Origin of the sequence: Bombella sp. ESL0378 (assembly GCF_009725845.1) — a bacterium.
Lineage (GTDB): Bacteria > Pseudomonadota > Alphaproteobacteria > Acetobacterales > Acetobacteraceae > Bombella > Bombella pollinis.
Window position 1 is genome coordinate 18,298 of the sequence record NZ_WNIF01000010.1, and the last position, 20,095, is coordinate 38,392.

At 54.0% G+C, this 20,095-nt stretch carries 14 protein-coding genes and 1 CRISPR repeat array; of the genes, 5 read left to right on the forward strand and 9 right to left on the reverse strand.

Features of this window, described 5'->3' with window-relative positions:
* Positions 1-52: 52 nt before the first annotated feature.
* From GM556_RS07505 to GM556_RS07530, 6 genes are all read right to left on the reverse strand, one after another.
* A complete protein-coding gene (locus tag GM556_RS07505) occupies positions 53-457 on the reverse strand; it encodes a DUF934 domain-containing protein (protein WP_155572590.1) in 405 nt (134 codons plus the stop codon).
* On the reverse strand, positions 444-2,126 hold the full coding sequence (locus GM556_RS07510; RefSeq protein ID WP_155579723.1) for a nitrite/sulfite reductase: 1,683 nt from the start codon (positions 2,124-2,126) through the stop codon (positions 444-446). Before GM556_RS07510 ends, GM556_RS07505 begins: the two co-directional genes overlap by 14 nt.
* A complete protein-coding gene (locus GM556_RS07515; RefSeq protein WP_155579724.1) occupies positions 2,123-2,476 on the reverse strand; it encodes a DUF2849 domain-containing protein in 354 nt (117 codons plus the stop codon). The genes GM556_RS07510 and GM556_RS07515 overlap by 4 nt, the downstream gene beginning before the upstream one ends.
* Positions 2,476-3,924, reverse strand: a complete 1,449-nt coding sequence (cysG, locus tag GM556_RS07520) for a siroheme synthase CysG (protein ID WP_155579725.1) — start codon at positions 3,922-3,924, stop codon at positions 2,476-2,478. Before cysG ends, GM556_RS07515 begins: the two co-directional genes overlap by 1 nt.
* Positions 3,925-4,069: 145 nt before the next feature.
* Positions 4,070-8,124: a CRISPR direct-repeat array (repeat unit 29 nt; unit sequence CGGTTCATCCCCGCGAGGGCGGGGAACAT).
* A gap of 191 nt (positions 8,125-8,315) precedes the next feature.
* On the reverse strand, positions 8,316-9,779 hold the full coding sequence (locus tag GM556_RS07525; protein ID WP_155579726.1) for a mannitol dehydrogenase family protein: 1,464 nt from the start codon (positions 9,777-9,779) through the stop codon (positions 8,316-8,318).
* Between the two features lie 38 nt (positions 9,780-9,817).
* Positions 9,818-10,489 (reverse strand): HAD family phosphatase, encoded by a 672-nt coding sequence (locus tag GM556_RS07530; RefSeq protein ID WP_155573429.1) that lies wholly within the window; start codon positions 10,487-10,489, stop codon positions 9,818-9,820.
* 298 nt (positions 10,490-10,787) lie between these two features.
* On the opposite strand from GM556_RS07530, the gene GM556_RS07535 reads away from it, so the two are divergent.
* Entirely contained in the window at positions 10,788-11,582 is a 795-nt protein-coding gene (locus tag GM556_RS07535) for a DUF421 domain-containing protein (RefSeq protein ID WP_155572585.1), read from the forward strand.
* 67 nt (positions 11,583-11,649) lie between these two features.
* Here GM556_RS07535 and GM556_RS07540 read toward each other — a convergent pair whose 3' ends face one another.
* Both GM556_RS07540 and ssb read right to left on the reverse strand, forming a co-directional pair.
* Positions 11,650-12,294, reverse strand: coding sequence for a hypothetical protein (locus tag GM556_RS07540; protein WP_155572584.1), 645 nt, complete (start codon positions 12,292-12,294; stop codon positions 11,650-11,652).
* A gap of 2 nt (positions 12,295-12,296) precedes the next feature.
* Positions 12,297-12,845, reverse strand: coding sequence for a single-stranded DNA-binding protein (gene ssb / locus GM556_RS07545; RefSeq protein WP_155579727.1), 549 nt, complete (start codon positions 12,843-12,845; stop codon positions 12,297-12,299).
* Positions 12,846-12,984: 139 nt separating this feature from the next.
* Between ssb and uvrA the strand changes: the two genes are divergently transcribed.
* The 4 genes from uvrA to GM556_RS07565 all read left to right on the forward strand — a co-directional run bounded on the left by uvrA (position 12,985) and on the right by GM556_RS07565 (position 19,046).
* The gene (uvrA, locus tag GM556_RS07550) at positions 12,985-15,897 is read left to right on the forward strand and encodes an excinuclease ABC subunit UvrA (protein WP_266137305.1); all 2,913 of its coding nucleotides are present in this window, start codon (positions 12,985-12,987) and stop codon (positions 15,895-15,897) included.
* 12 nt (positions 15,898-15,909) lie between these two features.
* Positions 15,910-16,248, forward strand: coding sequence for a multidrug efflux SMR transporter (locus GM556_RS07555; protein ID WP_099026527.1), 339 nt, complete (start codon positions 15,910-15,912; stop codon positions 16,246-16,248).
* 4 nt (positions 16,249-16,252) lie between these two features.
* Positions 16,253-16,726 carry a hypothetical protein gene (locus GM556_RS07560; protein WP_155579728.1) on the forward strand — a complete coding sequence of 158 codons (474 nt, stop codon included), beginning with the start codon at positions 16,253-16,255 and terminating at the stop codon, positions 16,724-16,726.
* A 232-nt stretch (positions 16,727-16,958) separates the two neighbouring features.
* The gene (locus tag GM556_RS07565; RefSeq protein WP_408863220.1) at positions 16,959-19,046 is read left to right on the forward strand and encodes a TonB-dependent receptor; all 2,088 of its coding nucleotides are present in this window, start codon (positions 16,959-16,961) and stop codon (positions 19,044-19,046) included.
* 58 nt (positions 19,047-19,104) lie between these two features.
* Here the strand turns inward: GM556_RS07565 and GM556_RS07570 are convergent, their stop codons facing one another.
* Positions 19,105-20,049, reverse strand: a complete 945-nt coding sequence (locus GM556_RS07570; RefSeq protein WP_099026530.1) for a rhodanese-related sulfurtransferase — start codon at positions 20,047-20,049, stop codon at positions 19,105-19,107.
* Positions 20,050-20,095 lie beyond the last annotated feature (46 nt).

Here is a 20,095-nt window from a genome sequence, read left to right on the forward strand (position 1 = left end):
TTCCGGCTTGTTTATTCTGTAAAGCCGTTCCAACGATTCTTTTATGGCCCCTTCAGGCAGAACTAACAGCAGTATTCTGATAATAAAACTGATAACGGCTCAACTGCTCGTCCCAATCCTGCGTATTGGCTTCCTCTGGTAAGGCCACACTATCAAACCCGCAGCGTTTAAGGTGAATCGCTTGGTCTGGCAAAAGATGACCAGAGGCCCGGATCTCCCCTTTATACCCCTCATATTCCCGCAGAGAGCGCGCTTGCGTAAAAGCCCGCCCATCCCGGAAGATGGGGAACTCCAACACAATCAAGGTCAGCTCGTTGAGATGAGAGCGTAAATCCTCCACCTCGACATCCTGAGGCAGAGAGATAGCTGTACCGTGGGGAGCGTCCTTCCAATCTGCAAAAGCCACAGGGGAGGCTTCCTCTAACGTCTTACGCCCGCTGAGATTAAACAGTTTCATAAGCCACCTCCTTAAAGGCCCTCAGCCCGCACCGCTTCAGCATAGCAGCGAAGCTTTCCCCCTTCTGCCGCTGTGCGAGATAGAACTCCACAATCCGCGCTACGGCCTCTACGGCTTCATCCTCTGCAAAGGAAGGGCCTAAAATCCCACCAATGGCGGCATTCTCTCCCCCATCCCCCCCAAGGAGAATCTGGTACGTCTCAGCCCCGCGCTTATCAACACCCAAAAGGCCGATATTACCCACATGATGATGCCCGCACGCATTAATGCAGCCCGACATATGGATGCTCAACGCCCCAATCTCAGCCTGCAACGCTGCATCCCCAAAACGGGCTCCCAATTTCTGCGCCAAGGGGAGGGAGCGCGCATTGGCCAGATTGCAATAATCCAAACCGGGGCAGCTCACAATATCGCTAATCAGCCCAACATTCGGCGCGGCAAGGTCAAGCTTCTGCAAGCCCTGCCACACATCATAAAGCTGGTCCTTACGCACATGACCAAACACCAGATTCTGCAAATGCGTCACCCGCACTTCCCCAAAGGCATAACGAGCGGATAAATCTGCCAGACCGTGCATTTGCTCTGCCGTCACATCACCGGGGATAGCCCCCGGCGTTTTGAGAGAAACAACCGCACAAATATAGCTGTCATGATGATGAGGGTGCGTATTGCTTGCCACCCAGCGGGCAAAGGCTGGGTCTGCCTGCTTATGCTGCTCAAAGAGAGAGGCCGCATCCGCTGGGGCTTGAAGGTCCGGCACAGCAAAACGCGCCCGAATCTGTGCAACATGCTCCGGCGTCAAGCGGTAAGCCGCACGGTCCATGCGGCTAAGCTCCTCCTCCACAGCTTTGCGGAAAGCCTCTAACCCAATGGTCTGCACCAAAATCTTGATACGCGCTTTATAGAGATTATCTCGCCGACCAAACGCATTATAAACACGCAACACGGCCTCTAGCGTGGCGATGAGGTCTTCTTCCCTCACGGAATCGAACAATTCCTGCCCAACAACGGGCGTCCGCCCTAAACCACCCCCCACAAAAAGGCGAAAGAGCGGGCCATGTTCGCTAGGGCGTGCCAGCAAGCCAATATCATGAAAGCGCGCCGCTACACGGTCCTCTGGGCTACCAGAAATCGCGATTTTAAACTTACGGGGCAGGAAGGTGAACTCAGGATGCAAAGTGGACCATTGCCGCACAATCTCGGCATGGATGCGCGGGTCCATCAGCTCATCCTTAGCCGCCCCAGCGAACTCATCAGAGGTGACATTACGGATGCAATTACCACTTGTTTGGATGGCGTGCATATCCACCTCGGCCAATTCCCGCAGGATGGCTGGCATATCCTTCAACGCAATCCAATTAAACTGAATATTCTGCCGAGTGGTGAAATGGCCGTAATTACGGTCATATTTCGCAGCAACATCGGCAAGCTTATGCAGCTGGCGGCTATCTAACACACCATACGGAATCGCCACGCGTAACATATAGGCATGAAGCTGAAGATAAACGCCATTCATCAAACGGAACGGCTTAAACTCCTCCTCGCTTAATTCGCCAGCAAGACGGCGGCGCACTTGGCCTTCAAACTCATTAATCCGCTCTTGAAGAAAGGCCCGGTCCTGCTCCTCATATTGATAATGCCCAACAGAATGTGAGTTAGATTGAGTCATTGCGCACGCTCCTTCTCCTGCGCTGGGGTCCGCGCTAGGGCATCGTCATACGAAAAATCAGGGTGAACACTCGGCCCGTGGGCACGAATCACTTCGCGTGCTGTTACAGGCTCTGGCGGCTGTGTGTCATGGGCGACAACTTCATAAATCGCCACAACCTCTTTTTGCGCCGCTGCGGCCAAAGCACGCTCTAAGGCAGGGCCTGCCTCCTCATAGCTAAAGCGTTTTGCCTCAGCAATGGATTCACGCCAATGCTCTCCCTCGCCAAGCCAAACAATACGGCCATCCAGCAAGCGATTTGCCGTCAGCAATAGGACTTCCCCCTCTCCCGGGCGGGATAGACGTTTCATCACGCACGCTCCTTTGATGTGCTCTCACTGGAAGCAACCGGCGGCTCCACCGCACCACGATGATGCACCACTTCCCCCACAATAATTAAGACTGGGCTTTCCAACCCCTGCTGCTGCACAAGCGCGGTAATTGTGCCCAACGTACCCTTGACGCATCGTTGATCCGGGCAGGAGCCACGATAAATCACCGCAACAGGCCAATGGGCGGGCAGACCATGCCCCTGCATTTGCTGGCATAGCTCCCCTATAGAGCTTAACCCCATATAAATCACCACCGTTTGCCCCTTACGGGCAAGGCTGGGCCAATGCAGATTTAACGTACCATCTGCGCGCGCATGACCCGTCACCATAATGCAGCTTTGGGCACAATCCCGATGTGTGAGCGGAATCCCCGCCGCTACCGCACAACCATTCGCCGCCGTAATGCCAGGGACAACCCGCACCGGCACATGCGCGGCGAGCAAACTCTCCATCTCCTCACCCCCACGGCCAAAAACAAACGGGTCTCCCCCTTTTAACCGTAGGACGCGTTCCCCCCGCTGGGCACGGCGCAAAAGCTCGGATTCTATATCACGTTGCGGCAGCGTATGATGGCTACGCTTTTTGCCAACATACACACGCTCCGCATCCCGCCGCACGCGGTCCAGAACCTCTGGAGCCACGAGGTTATCATATAAAACACTATCAGCATTTTGCATCAAACGGAGGGCGGCAAGGGTCAACCAATCGGGATTCCCCGGCCCAGCCCCCACAAGCCACACCTCCCCTTGCGGGCGCGTGGCGACTCCCTCCGCTGCCTCGACAAGCTGCTCTAGCTGATGACGGGCTGAAGCCTCCTCCCCCGCCAAAGCGGCCTCATAAGCAGGGCCATCCACAAAGGATTCCCACACACGTTGCCGCTGCTTCACATGCGGGAGGCGAGCCTTCAGCCAACCGCGCTGTTGCTGCATAAACCGTGCGGCCTCACCCACTCTAGCCGGGAGCATAGCCTCGACCATCTGCCGCACCCGGCGCGCTAAAACGGGAGAGGCTCCCCCCGTGGTAATCGCCACTTGCACGGGGGAGCGATCCACCAACGCCGGGGTAATAAAGCTGGAAAGCTCTTGATTATCCACCACGCATACAGGCACACGCAACGCATGAGCCTGCCGCGACACCATCTCATTAACAGCCTCATCATCCGTAGCGGCAAAGACTACAGCCATCTCCGGCAATATCTCTCGCAGGGCTTGCTCCTCAACACGCCCTTGACGAAACACCGCCTGCCCCTGCGCAATGAGAGCCTCTAGCTCAGGATGCACGCTCTCCGCCCAAATATGAAGCCGCCGGCACCGCCCTTTAAGCAAGCGCATCTTCTGCACCGCCACCTGCCCCCCCCCAATGAGAAGGGCATCGCGTTGGCCGGTCCGCATCATAATCGGCAGATAAGAGAAGGGCTTCATCGTCATGCAGGGAGCATGTCAAATCTGGTGCAAAAATCAACTCATTATTTTGTTGTTTTTTTTAATAACGATAAATTTTAGTTGTTTTTATGCCTAACCTTCCTCTGAAAGTTACCAATTGCTACCGCCTCTTCCCGCTTCTGCCGTTCTGCGGTTCATCCCCGCGAGGGCGGGGAACATTCATTTATAACTCTCCACACTACCAATCTCGGCGGTTCATCCCCGCGAGGGCGGGGAACATTTTAAGAAAGGCCATCAAACGCACAACGTCCTCGGTTCATCCCCGCGAGGGCGGGGAACATGAGACCTGACCCGCTGTCAAGTACTGTGTTAGCGGTTCATCCCCGCGAGGGCGGGGAACATCGGTTGTATGGCGGGTTAGAAATGACGCTCGCCGGTTCATCCCCGCGAGGGCGGGGAACATCTATCAGCAATAGAAACTATCCTTGCTCTGACCGGTTCATCCCCGCGAGGGCGGGGAACATACAACCCCCCTACATTCTGGAAGACCGTACCCCGGTTCATCCCCGCGAGGGCGGGGAACATTCAACTTCAAACCAACTTTAATAATTTGTCTGCGGTTCATCCCCGCGAGGGCGGGGAACATTATAGATTCTCCATCACCCGCACGTGCTTCTCCGGTTCATCCCCGCGAGGGCGGGGAACATTACGCAACAACAAAATCAGTATCTCTGGTCGCCGGTTCATCCCCGCGAGGGCGGGGAACATGACACCGCGTTATTGAGAAGATTGACGCGTTGCGGTTCATCCCCGCGAGGGCGGGGAACATATGAGGTGAATTATGGAAAATCGGCTCCGCTTCGGTTCATCCCCGCGAGGGCGGGGAACATTCACGTGTAACTCTCCTCACTCCCAATATCAGCGGTTCATCCCCGCGAGGGCGGGGAACATAAAAAATTTCCTTTCATATACATCATATAAGGCGGTTCATCCCCGCGAGGGCGGGGAACATTTGGCCGGGGTCTTCTGGCAGAACAACACGCACGGTTCATCCCCGCGAGGGCGGGGAACATTATTCGGCTGCCTCTCGTTCGGTTGCAAACGTCGGTTCATCCCCGCGAGGGCGGGGAACATGCATTGAAGAATGTCTGGAAGACATCTCTTTTCGGTTCATCCCCGCGAGGGCGGGGAACATTTGTGTTATTTTAGACACCCCGCCTGTCGTCCCGGTTCATCCCCGCGAGGGCGGGGAACATTATAGTGCCTCTGGACGTGCAGGAGTTCTACGCGGTTCATCCCCGCGAGGGCGGGGAACATCAGTTCTCAATTACGACAGGACAACCCGCACTCGGTTCATCCCCGCGAGGGCGGGGAACATTGTGTCAGCCCGTGAAAGCCGCCATGTCAGTTCGGTTCATCCCCGCGAGGGCGGGGAACATCCCATATCATCTGGCTCTAAAGGTTCTCCGCTCGGTTCATCCCCGCGAGGGCGGGGAACATTTTCTCCCCGCCATGAACGTGGCACCAGACTGCGGTTCATCCCCGCGAGGGCGGGGAACATGACGGCAACACCCCAGTGGCTATAGCGAGGCACGGTTCATCCCCGCGAGGGCGGGGAACATAGCCCCGTAGAAGTTATAGCCATTAGCGCGCAAGGTTCATCCCCGCGAGGGCGGGGAACATCGCTACGGTTTGGTGGTGAAGATGGTCCAGATCGGTTCATCCCCGCGAGGGCGGGGAACATACCTGATTAAGTAAATCGTTATTTGTATTTTGCGGTTCATCCCCGCGAGGGCGGGGAACATAATTTGACGCAACGTTGTGCAAAACGCACTAGCGGTTCATCCCCGCGAGGGCGGGGAACATCGCTAATATTCACAGATTTAGCTCCTTTTTAGCGGTTCATCCCCGCGAGGGCGGGGAACATTCCTTTCTCTTTTCCGTCTTCTAGCTCCCTATCGGTTCATCCCCGCGAGGGCGGGGAACATTTGACAAAAGGAAAGGGCAAGCAATGGGATAACGGTTCATCCCCGCGAGGGCGGGGAACATACCTGATTATATACCCGGCGCACATCCTCGAACGGTTCATCCCCGCGAGGGCGGGGAACATATCACTTGCAACGGTTTTTATCCTTGCAATAGCGGTTCATCCCCGCGAGGGCGGGGAACATTCATTCCAATTCCTGATTTGACAGACGAAAGTCGGTTCATCCCCGCGAGGGCGGGGAACATACTAGTTGTTCCATTATTTTTTGGTTTGTTAACGGTTCATCCCCGCGAGGGCGGGGAACATCGCTAAATTGCAGCATGAGCCTTTTGTTACGACGGTTCATCCCCGCGAGGGCGGGGAACATAGGGCAACAGACGAAACGGTCATAATAGGAAGCGGTTCATCCCCGCGAGGGCGGGGAACATAATCTTACATAAAAAAATATCGTGCCGAGCACCGGTTCATCCCCGCGAGGGCGGGGAACATATAGCCGCAGACTGGCCGAGGACAGGGATGCCCGGTTCATCCCCGCGAGGGCGGGGAACATGGATAACCCGATTGGGGTGTGTCAGTCATGAGCGGTTCATCCCCGCGAGGGCGGGGAACATCTCGGCCTCTTCTGGACCGGATGTGGATTTTCCGGTTCATCCCCGCGAGGGCGGGGAACATTTCTCCTAATTTAATATAAGTGAAATTGTTGCCGGTTCATCCCCGCGAGGGCGGGGAACATGATAACCCCGCGCCGCGTGCCTACCCCAATTTCGGTTCATCCCCGCGAGGGCGGGGAACATTGTGCTACTCAAGGGGAAGCCGACGCATATTTGGGTTCATCCCCGCGAGGGCGGGGAACATCTCTCCCAAAGAGAAAACCTTCTTCTTAACACCGGTTCATCCCCGCGAGGGCGGGGAACATAACAAAATCGCAGCCAAGCCCATTTTTAAGACCGGTTCATCCCCGCGAGGGCGGGGAACATGAAACTTGCCCCGCCGTCAAATATTGGGTAAGCGGTTCATCCCCGCGAGGGCGGGGAACATAAGAACAGGAAGACAATTTTTAACAAAAAAGTCGGTTCATCCCCGCGAGGGCGGGGAACATGGAGTAATCGTCTCAATAGGTAACGGACTAACCGGTTCATCCCCGCGAGGGCGGGGAACATTTACGATATGAAGGATATTAATTCTAAAATATCGGTTCATCCCCGCGAGGGCGGGGAACATCCTGTTCATGCTCTCTCCACGAACCTCCAATGCGGTTCATCCCCGCGAGGGCGGGGAACATATGGGGCGAATTATGGAAAATTGGCTCCGCTTCGGTTCATCCCCGCGAGGGCGGGGAACATTACCTGAGCAGGGCAAGAATAGGTATTCGTGTCGGTTCATCCCCGCGAGGGCGGGGAACATTGCTCAGGTAATAGACGGCGTTTTTCACAGTACGGTTCATCCCCGCGAGGGCGGGGAACATGATGCGGATTTACAAATAATGGACAACTAAAACGGTTCATCCCCGCGAGGGCGGGGAACATACGGTTGTTGTCCGAAAGCTCGTGAAATGTGTCGGTTCATCCCCGCGAGGGCGGGGAACATTCATGTATAACTCTCCTCACTACCAATGTCGACGGTTCATCCCCGCGAGGGCGGGGAACATGGAAACTGAAAAGATATGCGATGTTTTCGAAGCGGTTCATCCCCGCGAGGGCGGGGAACATGATAACCCCGCGCTGCGTGCCTACCCCAATTCCGGTTCATCCCCGCGAGGGCGGGGAACATAAAAATATTGCGGGGAGTAAATTTTACCGAATCGGTTCATCCCCGCGAGGGCGGGGAACATATTTTAAGTGTTAAGCAAAACACTGACAACGACGGTTCATCCCCGCGAGGGCGGGGAACATTTCAGTTTTCCTTTATTGTAGAAGGAACTCAACGGTTCATCCCCGCGAGGGCGGGGAACATTATTGATGGATACATGGAATTAACATCAAATACGGTTCATCCCCGCGAGGGCGGGGAACATAGTGGAGAGACGGACCTTGCTCATAATTTTTACGGTTCATCCCCGCGAGGGCGGGGAACATTGTTTTATTAAAATTGTCGATAGTTGTTTCAACGGTTCATCCCCGCGAGGGCGGGGAACATTGTACTAGCGGCTAGGTCAGAAATAGCAGTCGCGGTTCATCCCCGCGAGGGCGGGGAACATTGAGTATTTTTAGCATTTCCTTCATGGTGTGACGGTTCATCCCCGCGAGGGCGGGGAACATACTTCCTAGAACTGCTTGTATTATAAACATAATTCATATGTCAAAGGCCGTACCAACTTAAATATAAATTTAATATCCTTTTCCCTACAAGCTTTTTCTCAATTTTCTACCTCCTACATCCATCCCATAAAAAAGAGGAGAAGGTTTCCCCTCTCCTCTTTCACTAAGCCTTCTATCAACCGTGCGACGCGTTACACAGGTAGGCTCGCCAATACACCTTTTTGGCGAATAACGTCGCGCGCCTGTGCAATCTCCTGCTCAATCTCAGGAGTCAGCAAATCACGCCATCCGTCAAAGGCTGGTAAAGCAATAGACGCCTTAAAATCATTAGATGCCGCAGATTTTAGCTGCTCAGCATTAAGGAAGGGCTCCTCCAGCTTAATGGTTTCGCCCTTCTCCGTCTTGCCACGCAGTAGCTCCAACAATAACGCCATACAGTACACAATACGACTACGATCCCGCCCCTCACTAAGGACAGCGCGGACGGTCTCCGTCCAGAATACTTGTGCTTTAGAGGTCGCATCGGAGGCGATACGCGCCACTTGGTCCGCCATCGCTTTGTTAGAAAAGCGACTTAACAAGGTGGCCTTATATTTGTGCAAATTCACACCGGGAGGAGCCTTTAATGTTGGGATGACGTCTTTCTCCAACATTAAATCCACAAACTTATGCACAGGCTGCTCTGCTAACACTTGGTCCACGAGCTTCAAGCCCAAGAGCATCCCCGCAGCACTAAGGATGAGATGGCTGGAGTTCAGCATACGAATCTTCGCATGCTCATACGCGCTCACTTGGTCGCTAAACTCTACCCCTACCTTCTCAAAAGCGGGACGACCTGCGGCGAACTTATCCTCTATCACCCACTGGATAAAATCCTCCGAGATTAATGGCTGGAGGTCATCCAACCCGCTACGCTCATTCAGCTTCGCTTTCCCCTCGGAGGAGACAGATGGCGTGATACGGTCCACCATCGCGTTGGGGAAGGTGACATTCTGCTCAATCCACTGAGCAAGCTCGCCATCCACAGCACGCGCATAACCGACAAAAGCCTTACGGGATACATCCCCATTATGGCGCAAATTATCACAGGACATCACCGTCAAACCCCCATGACCAGCCTCACGGCGGCGGCGTAGGCCCTCCACCACATAGCCAAAGACTGTCTTAGGATGTTGCGGGTCTGCGAGGTCTTCCTTCACCTCTGGATGTGTAAGCCGAAACTCCCCAGTTGTTTCATCAATATTATAACCACCCTCGGTGATGGTCATGGAGATGATCTTCGTAGCCTTATCAGCCAACAAAGCCAGCACTTTCTCCGGCTCATCGGGGGCTTGCAGATAATCCCGTAACCCGCCCATCACGCGAATTTGTGTCGTACCATCAGCGGCGATTTCCGTCAGGGAGTAAAGTCCCTCCTGCGCACGAAACTCCTCCGCCTTTTTCTCTGAGCGTTCACCCGAGCGTAGCCCTACCCCAGTAATGCCCCACTGCTCCTGCCCCGGCAAAGCCAAGACACGGTCCACATAATACCCTAAATGGGCACGGAAGAAGTTACCCACACCAAAATGAACAATGCCCGATGTAACCTTACGCACATCGTAAGAAGGGCCAGCGACATTCTTCGGTAATGTTTTTAAACCTTCATATGTCAGCATAACATGTCTCCAAAAAACGGTTACGACTATGAAGAAACTCAGCCTTTGTGATGGTCTTTCTGCGCAGCGATGATCTTCTTTAACAAGGGGACAAATTCATCTAGATGCTCAATACGCAATAAACCCGGCCAAGATGGAGCAGGCTTGTTTAAATCCCGTAGCAACACACAGGCCATTCCTGCCCGGTGAGCAGCTTCTACCCCAGCATCAGAATCCTCCAACACAAGGCAATGTGCTGGGTCTATCCCTTCCTGCTTTGCGCCATAGAGGTAGATATCGGGGCGGGGCTTTGGCATGTTTAAATCCCGACCGGAATGTATACGCTCATCCTTGAGGATTTTATTCAGCCCCGTGCTGGAGAACTTAGCCTCCATCTCTGCCTCTGAGGAGTTGGAACCAACACGAATCGGTAAGCGAATCTCATTAACGACATCCCGCAGCATTTTGGATGCACCGGGAACCTCTTTAGCCTTTTGTCGCATCATCTCAACGATGCGATTCTGCATAATCATATCCCAATCATCGGGCAGTTTATCGCCTGTTTCTTTAGCAATCATCTCGCCGATTTTGGCAAGTTCACCCCCGCCAAAAAGCTTATTGCCTTCCTCATCACTGATATCCCAACCGTGGCTGCGTGCGTCTTCGGACATCAACGCGGTAGAGAGATGCTCCCCACCGACCAACACGCCGTCACAATCAAAAATAATCATCTCCAAACGCCCCGTAGGCAGAATGGCAGCAGGTGCCTGATCGGGAATCGGAAAATTCGTGTGCTTGCTCATGAATGCTCCTTATCTGCCTTATATGGTTCTTAGTGTCTCACACATCTGTGCGCTAACCTGCCCTTGAGAGTAACAGGAGAAGAAAAGAGCGCAACATCTTGAAAACTTATTAAAGAGGCTTATAGCATGCTAATGCAAGGGCTTCATCCCCTGCGCCTACGCGGATGTTATAATGCATTAACCCGCCGGGGCATACTACCTATCCACCACGTTAAGGTTCTCTTTCATGCTCCATCAACTTTTTCCCAATCTTGCTCTTAACATATGGATGTTCTTAAAACTCGTCACTGGCTTTGCTATCATCATTGGGTATCTCAACATCTCTGGCCGTAGCCAAGTCTCCCAAATGAACGCCATCGACCTTGTCGGTAACTTCATCCTCGGTGGGCTTGTTGGCGGTGTTCTCTACACAACCAATATTTCCTTCCATGAATATGTCATCGCCCTGCTTATCGGGGTGGGTATTTTGCTAACCATTACGCGTTTCTGCCGGAAAATTAATATGTTCAGAAACGTTGCCATTGGTCGGCAAATCCCCATCATAAAAGATGGGCGTTTCCTGATGGAAAATATCCGCGATAAAAACAATAAAATTGATATGCTCAATATCGCCTCTCAGCTTAACCTACAGGGTATTTATTCTTTTGATGAAGTCTATTTCGCCCAAGTTGAGCCAAGCGGCGCGCTAACAGCCATTACGGATAAAAAGAAACTCCCTGCTCTCATCGTCTATTATGATGGTGTTATCCGGGAAGATGACCTCAAAGACGTTGGTCTTTCTGGCGATGATCTAAAAGAAGATGCAAAGCGTAAAGGCATCGAATCCCTTGATGATGTCTTTATGGCCGAGATTAAAGACAAGCAGTTCCATTATGTCTTGATGAATGGTCTCGTTGTACCTCATCCGCGTAAGGACAGAGAGCAAGAAGAAGCTAAAAAGCTCGCAGAAGAAGAAGCAAAGAAAAAAGCTGAAGAGCGTAAAGACGCTCTTACCCCCGGCGCAAAAGAAGAGACGGCCTGATCTACCGTCTTTTCCAATCATCTTGCCAGTATTTATCACCGTGCTGGCAAGATGACATATAATAGTCCTAAAAAATACTATTCCAAAAACGCTCCCACCAACTACCCTTTAGCTCATCTTTACATGCATTATATTGCTTTTGATATTGCTGGGCACGCCGCCCCACTTTACGCGCAACAGTGACCAACCACGGCTTTGCCTCGTAACTCCGCTTGCGGTAGCCACCCCAACCTTCGTGATACGCAAGATATTGCCGTGTTGCATTAGTGAGGGGAATCCCATCAATTTTATGGCTATTGGTGAGATACCAATTCACAAAATTCAACGCATCAGCGTAATTTGTCCGGCTACCCCCGGCCCCGGTCTGGCGTTGATAATCCCGCCAGATTTCATTCTTCGCCTGTGCATAACCGTAGGCGGTACTAATATGCCCCCACGGAATCACCCATAGGATATAAGTTCGCCGCGTCCGCGCATTAGCCCGAAAGCTTGATTCCTGATTCATAATCGCCATCGGGATGGCAGAAGGGATGTGCCATTTCTCCTCCTGCCGCATCGCAGTGTGATACCAGCTACGCTTCTCCCGATAAATCGAGCATAAATCATCAGGATGCTGGGGCGGGGTTGTGGTACAGCCCGCCAGCATTACCCCCGCCATCACAGCAAGGACCCCAGCCCACCTAGGCTGTATGACCTGTTGATTCGCAGCCATAGTTAGAAGGGGATTTCATCATCCAAGCCTTGGTCGTGGCCAGCAGAGCTATCCCAGCCATTGCCGCCCCCCATACCGCCATTACTGCCCCCACGGTTTGCAGGACCGGCCTGTTGTCCCCCAAAATTACTGCCCCCGTCATTATAGCCGCCATCATTATAGCCGCCATCATTATAACCACCATCATCACCACCGCTGCGCTGGCCATCAAGCAGCACAAGATTGCCACGGAAGCGGTCAATCACCACCTCGGTAGTGTATTTCTCTACCCCTTGTTGGTCCGTCCATTTACGCGTACGCAATTCGCCCTCAATATAGACTTTCCGGCCCTTCCGCAGATATCGCTCAGCAACCTCCCCCACGCGCTCATTAAAAATCACAACACGGTGCCATTCAGTCCGCTCGCGCCGCTCACCACTATTACGGTCATTCCATGTATCACTAGTCGCAATAGCGAGATTGACAATCTTACTGCCGGACTGCGTATTGCGCGTTTCTGGATCACGCCCCAAATTACCTACAAGAATAACCTTATTTACACTACCAGCCATGTATAATCCCCATCTCTCTTAAGAAGCTGTTTGCACTCTTACGGTTCGATTCTGGCACCATGTGCCCTTATTGCTTATATTGCACAGAACAATCGCCCATGCATCCACCCTGCCATAAAGACCATCAAGAGGACATAGCGTGACAGACACACCCACACCTACCGGCACCAGCCATATCATTGTCCGTGGTGCCCGCACGCATAATCTAAAAAATGTCAACGTCACGATCCCACGCGATAAGCTTACGGTCATGACGGGGCTTTCTGGCTCTGGTAAATCCTCCCTCGCCTTTGATACCATCTATGCCGAAGGCCAACGCCGTTATGTGGAGAGCCTCTCTGCCTATGCGCGGCAATTTTTGGAGCTCATGGGCAAGCCAGATGTAGAGTCCATTGAGGGGCTGTCCCCCGCTATTTCCATCGAGCAAAAAACCACCTCGCGCAATCCACGCTCTACCGTTGGGACCATCACCGAGATTCACGATTATATGCGCTTACTCTGGGCGCGGGCGGGGGTGCCTTACTCCCCTACTACGGGCCTACCGATTGAGGCGCAGAGCATCAGCCAAATGGTGGACCGTGTTATGGCCATGCCCGCGGGCACGCGGCTTATGCTGCTCGCCCCCATCGTGCGGGACCGCAAAGGCGATTGTGCGAAAGAACTCGCCGAGCTGACCCGCCGTGGCTTTGCGCGCGTGCGGATTGATGGCACACTTTATGAAATCACCGATGCCCCCAAGCTCAACCGCAAAACACGCCATAATGTCGATGTTGTGGTCGATCGCATCGTCCTAAAAGAGGGGATAGAAACCCGACTAGCCGATAGTTTTGAAACCGCTTTGGAACTCTCAGACGGTTTGGCCTCTGTTGAGGAAGTCCTCCGCAGCGGGGAAGAGCGGGAGCCGCTTAAAGCCTCCTTCTCCTCCCGCTATTCCTGCCCAGAATCTGGCTTTATGCTAGAGAGTGTGGAGCCGCGCCTTTTCTCCTTCAACGCGCCAATGGGGGCCTGCCCAACCTGTGATGGGTTGGGTACAGAAACGCATTTTGACCCCAATCTCATCATCCCTGATGATAGCCTAACCCTGCGAGAAGGCGCCATTGCGCCATGGCGTAATGAGCAAGACCCGCTCTTTGACCAAACCCTCGCCGCCCTCGCCCGCCATTGCGAGGAAACTCTTGATACACCATGGAGCAAGCTGAAAGAGACATCCCGCCAATTCCTTCTCCATGGTGGGGCGGAGGCTGTCAGCATCCCTTATCAGGATGGTAAGGGCAAAACACACACCATCCACCGCCCCTTTGAGGGCATCATCAGCCATCTACAACGCCGCCTTGCCCAGAGCAGCAGCATCCATGTGCGCGAGGCCCTTGGCCGGTATCAATCCGCTATGCCCTGCCCTGCCTGCCACGGGGCACGATTGCGGCCAGAAGCCCTGTGTGTGAAGGTCAATAACAGCAATATCGCCGAAGCCTCAGAGCTTACCATTCAAGAAGCTCTTGCATGGTTTAAAACTGTGGAGGCCAGCCTCACCCCCCAGCGGGCCGAGATTGCACGGCGCATCCTCAAAGAAATTACCGAGCGGCTGCATTTCCTCGACCGTGTGGGGCTAGATTATCTCACCCTCTCCCGCAGCTCTGGCACGCTCTCAGGTGGAGAGAGCCAGCGCATCCGGCTGGCTTCGCAAATTGGCTCCGGCCTAACGGGCGTCCTCTATGTGTTAGATGAACCCTCCATCGGGCTGCATCAGCGCGATAATGCCCGTTTACTCACCATGCTGGAGCGGCTGCGCAATCTCGGCAATACCGTCCTTGTTGTGGAGCATGATGAAGATGCCATCCGCCAAGCTGATTACCTCATTGATATGGGGCCGGGGGCCGGGACCCAAGGCGGGCGCGTCATCGCTTATGGCACGCCAGAAGAAGTCGCCCAAAATCCCGATAGCCTCACCGGCGCATGGCTCGCAGGTCGCCGGGGCATCCCCGTGCCCACCACCCGCCGCAAAAGCAAACGCTGGGTAAGCATCCATGGGGCAAAGGGTAATAACCTCAAAAATATCAGCGTAAAGTTCCCTTTAGGGACCTTTATTGCCATCACCGGGGTCTCTGGCAGTGGGAAATCCACTCTCATTACCGATACCTTCTATAAAGGCTTAGCCCGGCAGATTATGAAATCGGCCGCCGTCCCCCTCCCTTATGGACGGCTAGAAGGCACAGAGCAGCTCGATAAAATCATCGAGATTGACCAATCCCCCATCGGGCGCACACCCCGCTCCAACCCTGCTACTTATACGGACCTCTTTGCCCCTATTCGGGATTGGTTTGCCGAACTGCCAGAATCCAAAGCGCGGGGTTATAAGCCGGGCCGTTTCTCCTTCAATGTCAAAGGGGGTCGTTGCGAGGCTTGCCAGGGTGATGGTGTATTGAAGATTGAGATGCACTTCCTACCGGATGTGTTCGTAACCTGCGATAGCTGCAAAGGTGCGCGCTATAATCGGGAAACGCTGGAGATTAAGTTTAAAGGTAAATCCATTGCCGATATTCTGGCCATGACGGTGGATGAGGCTGTGCCCTTCTTCAATGCGGTACCACGCATTGCCGACCGCCTCGCCATCCTTCAACAAGTGGGGCTAGGCTATGTCGCCCTGGGCCAGCAAGCCACCACCCTCTCCGGTGGTGAGGCCCAGCGTGTAAAGCTCGCGAAAGAACTCGCCCGCCGCGCTACAGGCCGAACCCTCTATGTACTGGATGAACCCACAACTGGGCTGCATACAGAGGATGTGCATAAGCTCCTCAACGTCCTGCATGCACTCGTAGAGCAAGGCAATACGGTGCTGGTTATTGAGCATAATCTGGACCTCATCAAAACAGCGGATTGGGTCATTGATATTGGTCCAGAGGGCGGCGCAGGCGGGGGCGAGGTTGTAGCCACCGGCACACCGGAGGATATTGCCGCCTGTAAAGCCAGCCATACAGGGCGATTCCTCGCCCCGATGCTCGCTGCCAAAGGCCCGCCCTCTCATACAAAGAAGGATGCCAAACCACGCAAAAACTGATAAGCACCTCTTATGACGCCCTTTTTTGCTTGGTTATTCCTCTTAGGGGCCATCTTGTTAGAGGTTATGGCCACCAGCCTGCTGAATATCTCTAACGGGTTTCGCAAGCCCCTACCGACCATAGGCGCGCTCCTCTTTTATGGGGCGGCCTTTTTCTGCTTGGCCCAAGCCCTAAAATGCATCCCCCTCGGCATTGCTTATGCGGTATGGTGCGGGGTGGGGATTGTCTGCATTGTGGTTATCGGGCTGACTGTCTTCCGCCAGCCCTTAAACCTCACCGCTTATCTAGGGGTTGGGCTTATCATGCTTGGCACGTTACTCGCCTGCCTCTCTGGCGGGGTACGGCACTAACGCTATGAGGGCCACTCTCTTACAACGCCACATATTACGCGGCTTGATGATGCTCATCATGCTCGTAGCATTTAGTGGGCAACTCCTCCTCACAGCTACGAGCTTACCAGAGGAAAGCCCCAGAGCGGCTATTTTACGTCTAACGCATCTCGATATTGCACCCGCACCGCCGCCAGAGCCTCACGCTGGCCCTACCATGCATGACGCTATGGGGATGACTACTCCTCATCACACGGCCCAGCATGATAAAATGACCCATCATGGGGGCCATCATCACGGGGTGGACTGCCCCCTTTGCCCGCTTTTAGGGCACATCCTCTTTACCCTTACCAGCCTATTCGTGCTGTTAAGTTGCATCCGGCTTTCCCGGCAGCTTTGGCAGGCGAGTCCCCCCGCACAAGCCCCACCAGAACCCACACGCCAACGCCCGCCAAGCCGTGGGCCGCCTCGCCTCTTTCTAAACCAAACATTCGCCTGACCGAGCCAGCTTAAAAGGCTGTGCATCGGCCTTTTCTGCATGTTGTTTTCAGGATGGATTGATTTTGTTTTTTCCCTCATATCGTCTGGGGCGGGGCCTAACGCGCCGTCTCTTAGTGCTGGGTGGTTTTGCTTTACCGCTTACGCCCCTGCTCGCTCAAACATCCCCTCAAAATACGCTGCCCACATCCGCATCTGATGCCGTAGCCCCCGCCACGCCCATCCCCCACCCGGTGGAGCAAATCAGCGTGATAGGCACGCGGCGGCCTTTCACACAGGCCGCGGACACCGCAGCGTTATTCCGCGATGTACCAGGTTTTAGCAGCTATAAAACGGGTGGGATTGCCAGCCTCCCCGTCTTAAATGGTATGGCCGATGACCGGGTCGCCACCTTTGTGGATGGCATGCCCCTTATGGCCGATTGCCCTAACCATATGAACCCCGCCCTCTCTCAAATCAGCCTCGATGAAGTCGCCCATAGCGTTGCGATTGCGGGGATCACCCCTGTTAGCCTCGGCGGTGATAGCACCGGTGGGACCATCTCTGTGGAGCGCAAAGACCCACAATTTGCCAAAGAGGGCAAAGTCCTCATCACCGGTGATGGACGAGAAGATTGGCGCAGTAATGGCGGCGGCTCTGGCGCAGGGGGCTCCCTCACTATTGCGAACGATATGCTCAGCCTTCGCTATAGTGGCTCCTACACCCATGCGAGCGATTATACCGCCGGGGGACGCGGCGGGCGGGTTTTATCCTCCAATTATCTCAGCTTCAACCATGATGTCACGGCAGGGCTAAAGCTAAAGAACCACCTCTTTAGCCTCACATTTGGGCAACAAAATACCCCTTATGAGGGCTTCCCCAACCAATATATGGATGAAACAAATAACCGCTCCACCTTCGTTAATGGCAAATATCTAGGAACATTCAACTGGGGTACGTTAGAGGCTCGTGGCTATTGGCAACATGTGACCCACGCAATGAATATGCTAGCCGATAAAGGTGGCCATAGTGCTACCACCGGTATGCCGATGAATAGTGATGGACGCACAGCCGGTTATAGCCTTGTAGCCACCCTCCCCTTGGGGCGGAGCCATCAACTTAAACTAGGCAGCGCGTTTAGCCATGATGGCCTTAATGATTGGTGGCCCCCTTTAGGGGGCAGCATGATGATGGGACCAGAGGCCTTCCATAGCCTTAACCACGCCCATCGCGACCATCTTGGCCATTTCATCCAATGGGATGCTCAATGGTCCCCGCGCTGGTCTAGCGAGCTTGGGATGCGTAGCGATGTCATCATGATGAATACTGGCACAGTCTCCCCTTATCAGGGCCTCTCCTCCATGAGTGATATGGGGATGAATATGGGGGGAAGCATGATGGGTATGGGCGGCATGGCCGGTATGGATATGTCCAACATGGGCATGAGTGGTATGAGTATGGGCAGCACCAACCAAGAGGCCGCCCGTGCCTTCAACAAAGCGCGCCGGGGCCGGACGGATGATAATTTCGATGTCACGGCCTTACTACGTTATAAAGCTAACGCCTATCTGAATATCGAAGGCGGCTATGCTCGCAAAACACGTTCCCCCAACCTCTATGAACGCTATGGCTGGAGCCGGGAAAGCATGACCGCACGGATGATTAACTGGTTTGGCGATGGCAATGGCTATGTCGGCAATCTCAACCTCAAGCCAGAAGTCGCTAATACAGCGAGTGTTACCTTCCGCCTCCATGATGCGGCGGATCATCAATGGGAGGCAATGGTCCAACCCTTTTATACCTATACGCATAATTACATTAATGTCGTGCGGATTGGGGCCCTCTCCCGCGGGTTTAACCTCTTACAATTTGAGAATCATAATGCCCAAAGCTACGGCATTAACGCCTCTGGCCGCGCCACCTTATGGGATGGCGATAAATGGGGCACGGGGGAGATTTCCACCCAGCTGAATTGGGTAAAGGGGCAGGACTTCAAAACCCATTCCGGCCTTTATCAACAAATGCCGCTTAATGGGAGCATCCGCCTCCATGAGCATTTTGGCCCCTGGCACGGCATGGCCGAGATTGTTCTTGTCAAAGCTAAGCATACAGTCGATTGGGTGCGTAATGAGCCCCGCACCCCCGGCTACGCGCTGCTGAATCTGGGAGCAGGGTATCATTGGTCCAAATATCTACAGCTTGATGTAAGCCTCGATAACTTGCTGAACCAACGCTACGCCCTCCCCCTTGGTGGGCGTGCTGTCAGCACCGCAGGCAGTCCACCCGGCCCTGTGTTAGGCATGGGTCGCTCTGTTAATCTGACCCTACGGGAGCATTTCTAAAAACAAAAGGCGTCTCCACAGTGCAGGAGGACGCCTTTCTTTGTGAAGGGAAAGGGCCTTACCCCTGCGCGCCATCACCAAGATGGGTCTGGCCGCGTTTTTCTGCCAGAGCGGCTTGGCGTTGCCGCTCACGGTAACGATGCCGTTGGGCCTCTGTGCGTTGGTTATAGCAATGAGGACAACTTACCCCCTCCTCATAATGAGGGGACTGCTTATCCTCTGCACTAATAGGCGCGCGGCACGCATGGCAAAGGTCATATTGGCCCAGCTTTAACCCATGCCCAACGGACACACGTTGGTCAAAGACGAAACATTCACCCTCCCACAGGCTTTCCTCCTCCGGGATTTCCTCCAAATATTTTAAAATACCGCCTTTGAGGTGATACACATCCTCCACCCCTTCCTGCCGCGCAAAGGCGGTGGATTTTTCACAGCGTATGCCCCCCGTGCAGAACATCGCGATTTTAGGTGTGCGGCCTTGGGCCTCTACCTCCTTACGCCACTTACGGAACCATTCTGGAAACGCACGGAAGGTCTTGAGGTCCGGGTCCACCGCCCCGCGGAAGGTCCCAATCGCTACCTCATAATCATTGCGTGTATCCATCACCACCGTATCAGGGTCGGAGATAAGGGCGTTCCAATCCTTTGGCTCAACATACCGCCCAACGCAGACGAGCGGGTCAATATCAGGCTGCCCCATGGTGACGATTTCTTTCTTTAACCGGACTTTCATCCGCAAAAAAGGCATCGTCTTGGCACGGGATTTTTTATAATCAAACCCCGCACAACCGGGCAGGTTATTAATATGGGCCAATACTGCATCAATCCCAGCATCAGAACCGGCAATCGTGCCGTTAATCCCCTCACGGGCCAAAAGGAGGCTGCCCTTTACCCCCTCCCGCTGGCACATATCCAATAGCGGTTGGCGGAGAGCCTCATAATTATCAAAGGCTGTAAAATGATAAAGCGCGGCTACACAAACCGGCAAAGATGTTTCTGTCATTAGTCACCCATCTCGCAAAGAAGGAACCTTTCCCCCTTCTAGCAGC

Coding starts and splice junctions, on each gene's coding strand:
- GM556_RS07505 (WP_155572590.1), bottom strand. CDS start 457: ATGAAACTGTTTAATCTCAGCGGGCGTAAGACGTTAGAGGAAGCCTCC.
- GM556_RS07510 (WP_155579723.1), bottom strand. CDS start 2,126: ATGACTCAATCTAACTCACATTCTGTTGGGCATTATCAATATGAGGAG.
- GM556_RS07515 (WP_155579724.1), bottom strand. CDS start 2,476: ATGAAACGTCTATCCCGCCCGGGAGAGGGGGAAGTCCTATTGCTGACG.
- cysG (WP_155579725.1), bottom strand. CDS start 3,924: ATGACGATGAAGCCCTTCTCTTATCTGCCGATTATGATGCGGACCGGC.
- GM556_RS07525 (WP_155579726.1), bottom strand. CDS start 9,779: ATGCTGACATATGAAGGTTTAAAAACATTACCGAAGAATGTCGCTGGC.
- GM556_RS07530 (WP_155573429.1), bottom strand. CDS start 10,489: ATGATTATTTTTGATTGTGACGGCGTGTTGGTCGGTGGGGAGCATCTC.
- GM556_RS07535 (WP_155572585.1), top strand. CDS start 10,788: ATGCTCCATCAACTTTTTCCCAATCTTGCTCTTAACATATGGATGTTC.
- GM556_RS07540 (WP_155572584.1), bottom strand. CDS start 12,294: ATGGCTGCGAATCAACAGGTCATACAGCCTAGGTGGGCTGGGGTCCTT.
- ssb (WP_155579727.1), bottom strand. CDS start 12,845: ATGGCTGGTAGTGTAAATAAGGTTATTCTTGTAGGTAATTTGGGGCGT.
- GM556_RS07555 (WP_099026527.1), top strand. CDS start 15,910: ATGACGCCCTTTTTTGCTTGGTTATTCCTCTTAGGGGCCATCTTGTTA.
- GM556_RS07560 (WP_155579728.1), top strand. CDS start 16,253: ATGAGGGCCACTCTCTTACAACGCCACATATTACGCGGCTTGATGATG.
- GM556_RS07570 (WP_099026530.1), bottom strand. CDS start 20,049: ATGACAGAAACATCTTTGCCGGTTTGTGTAGCCGCGCTTTATCATTTT.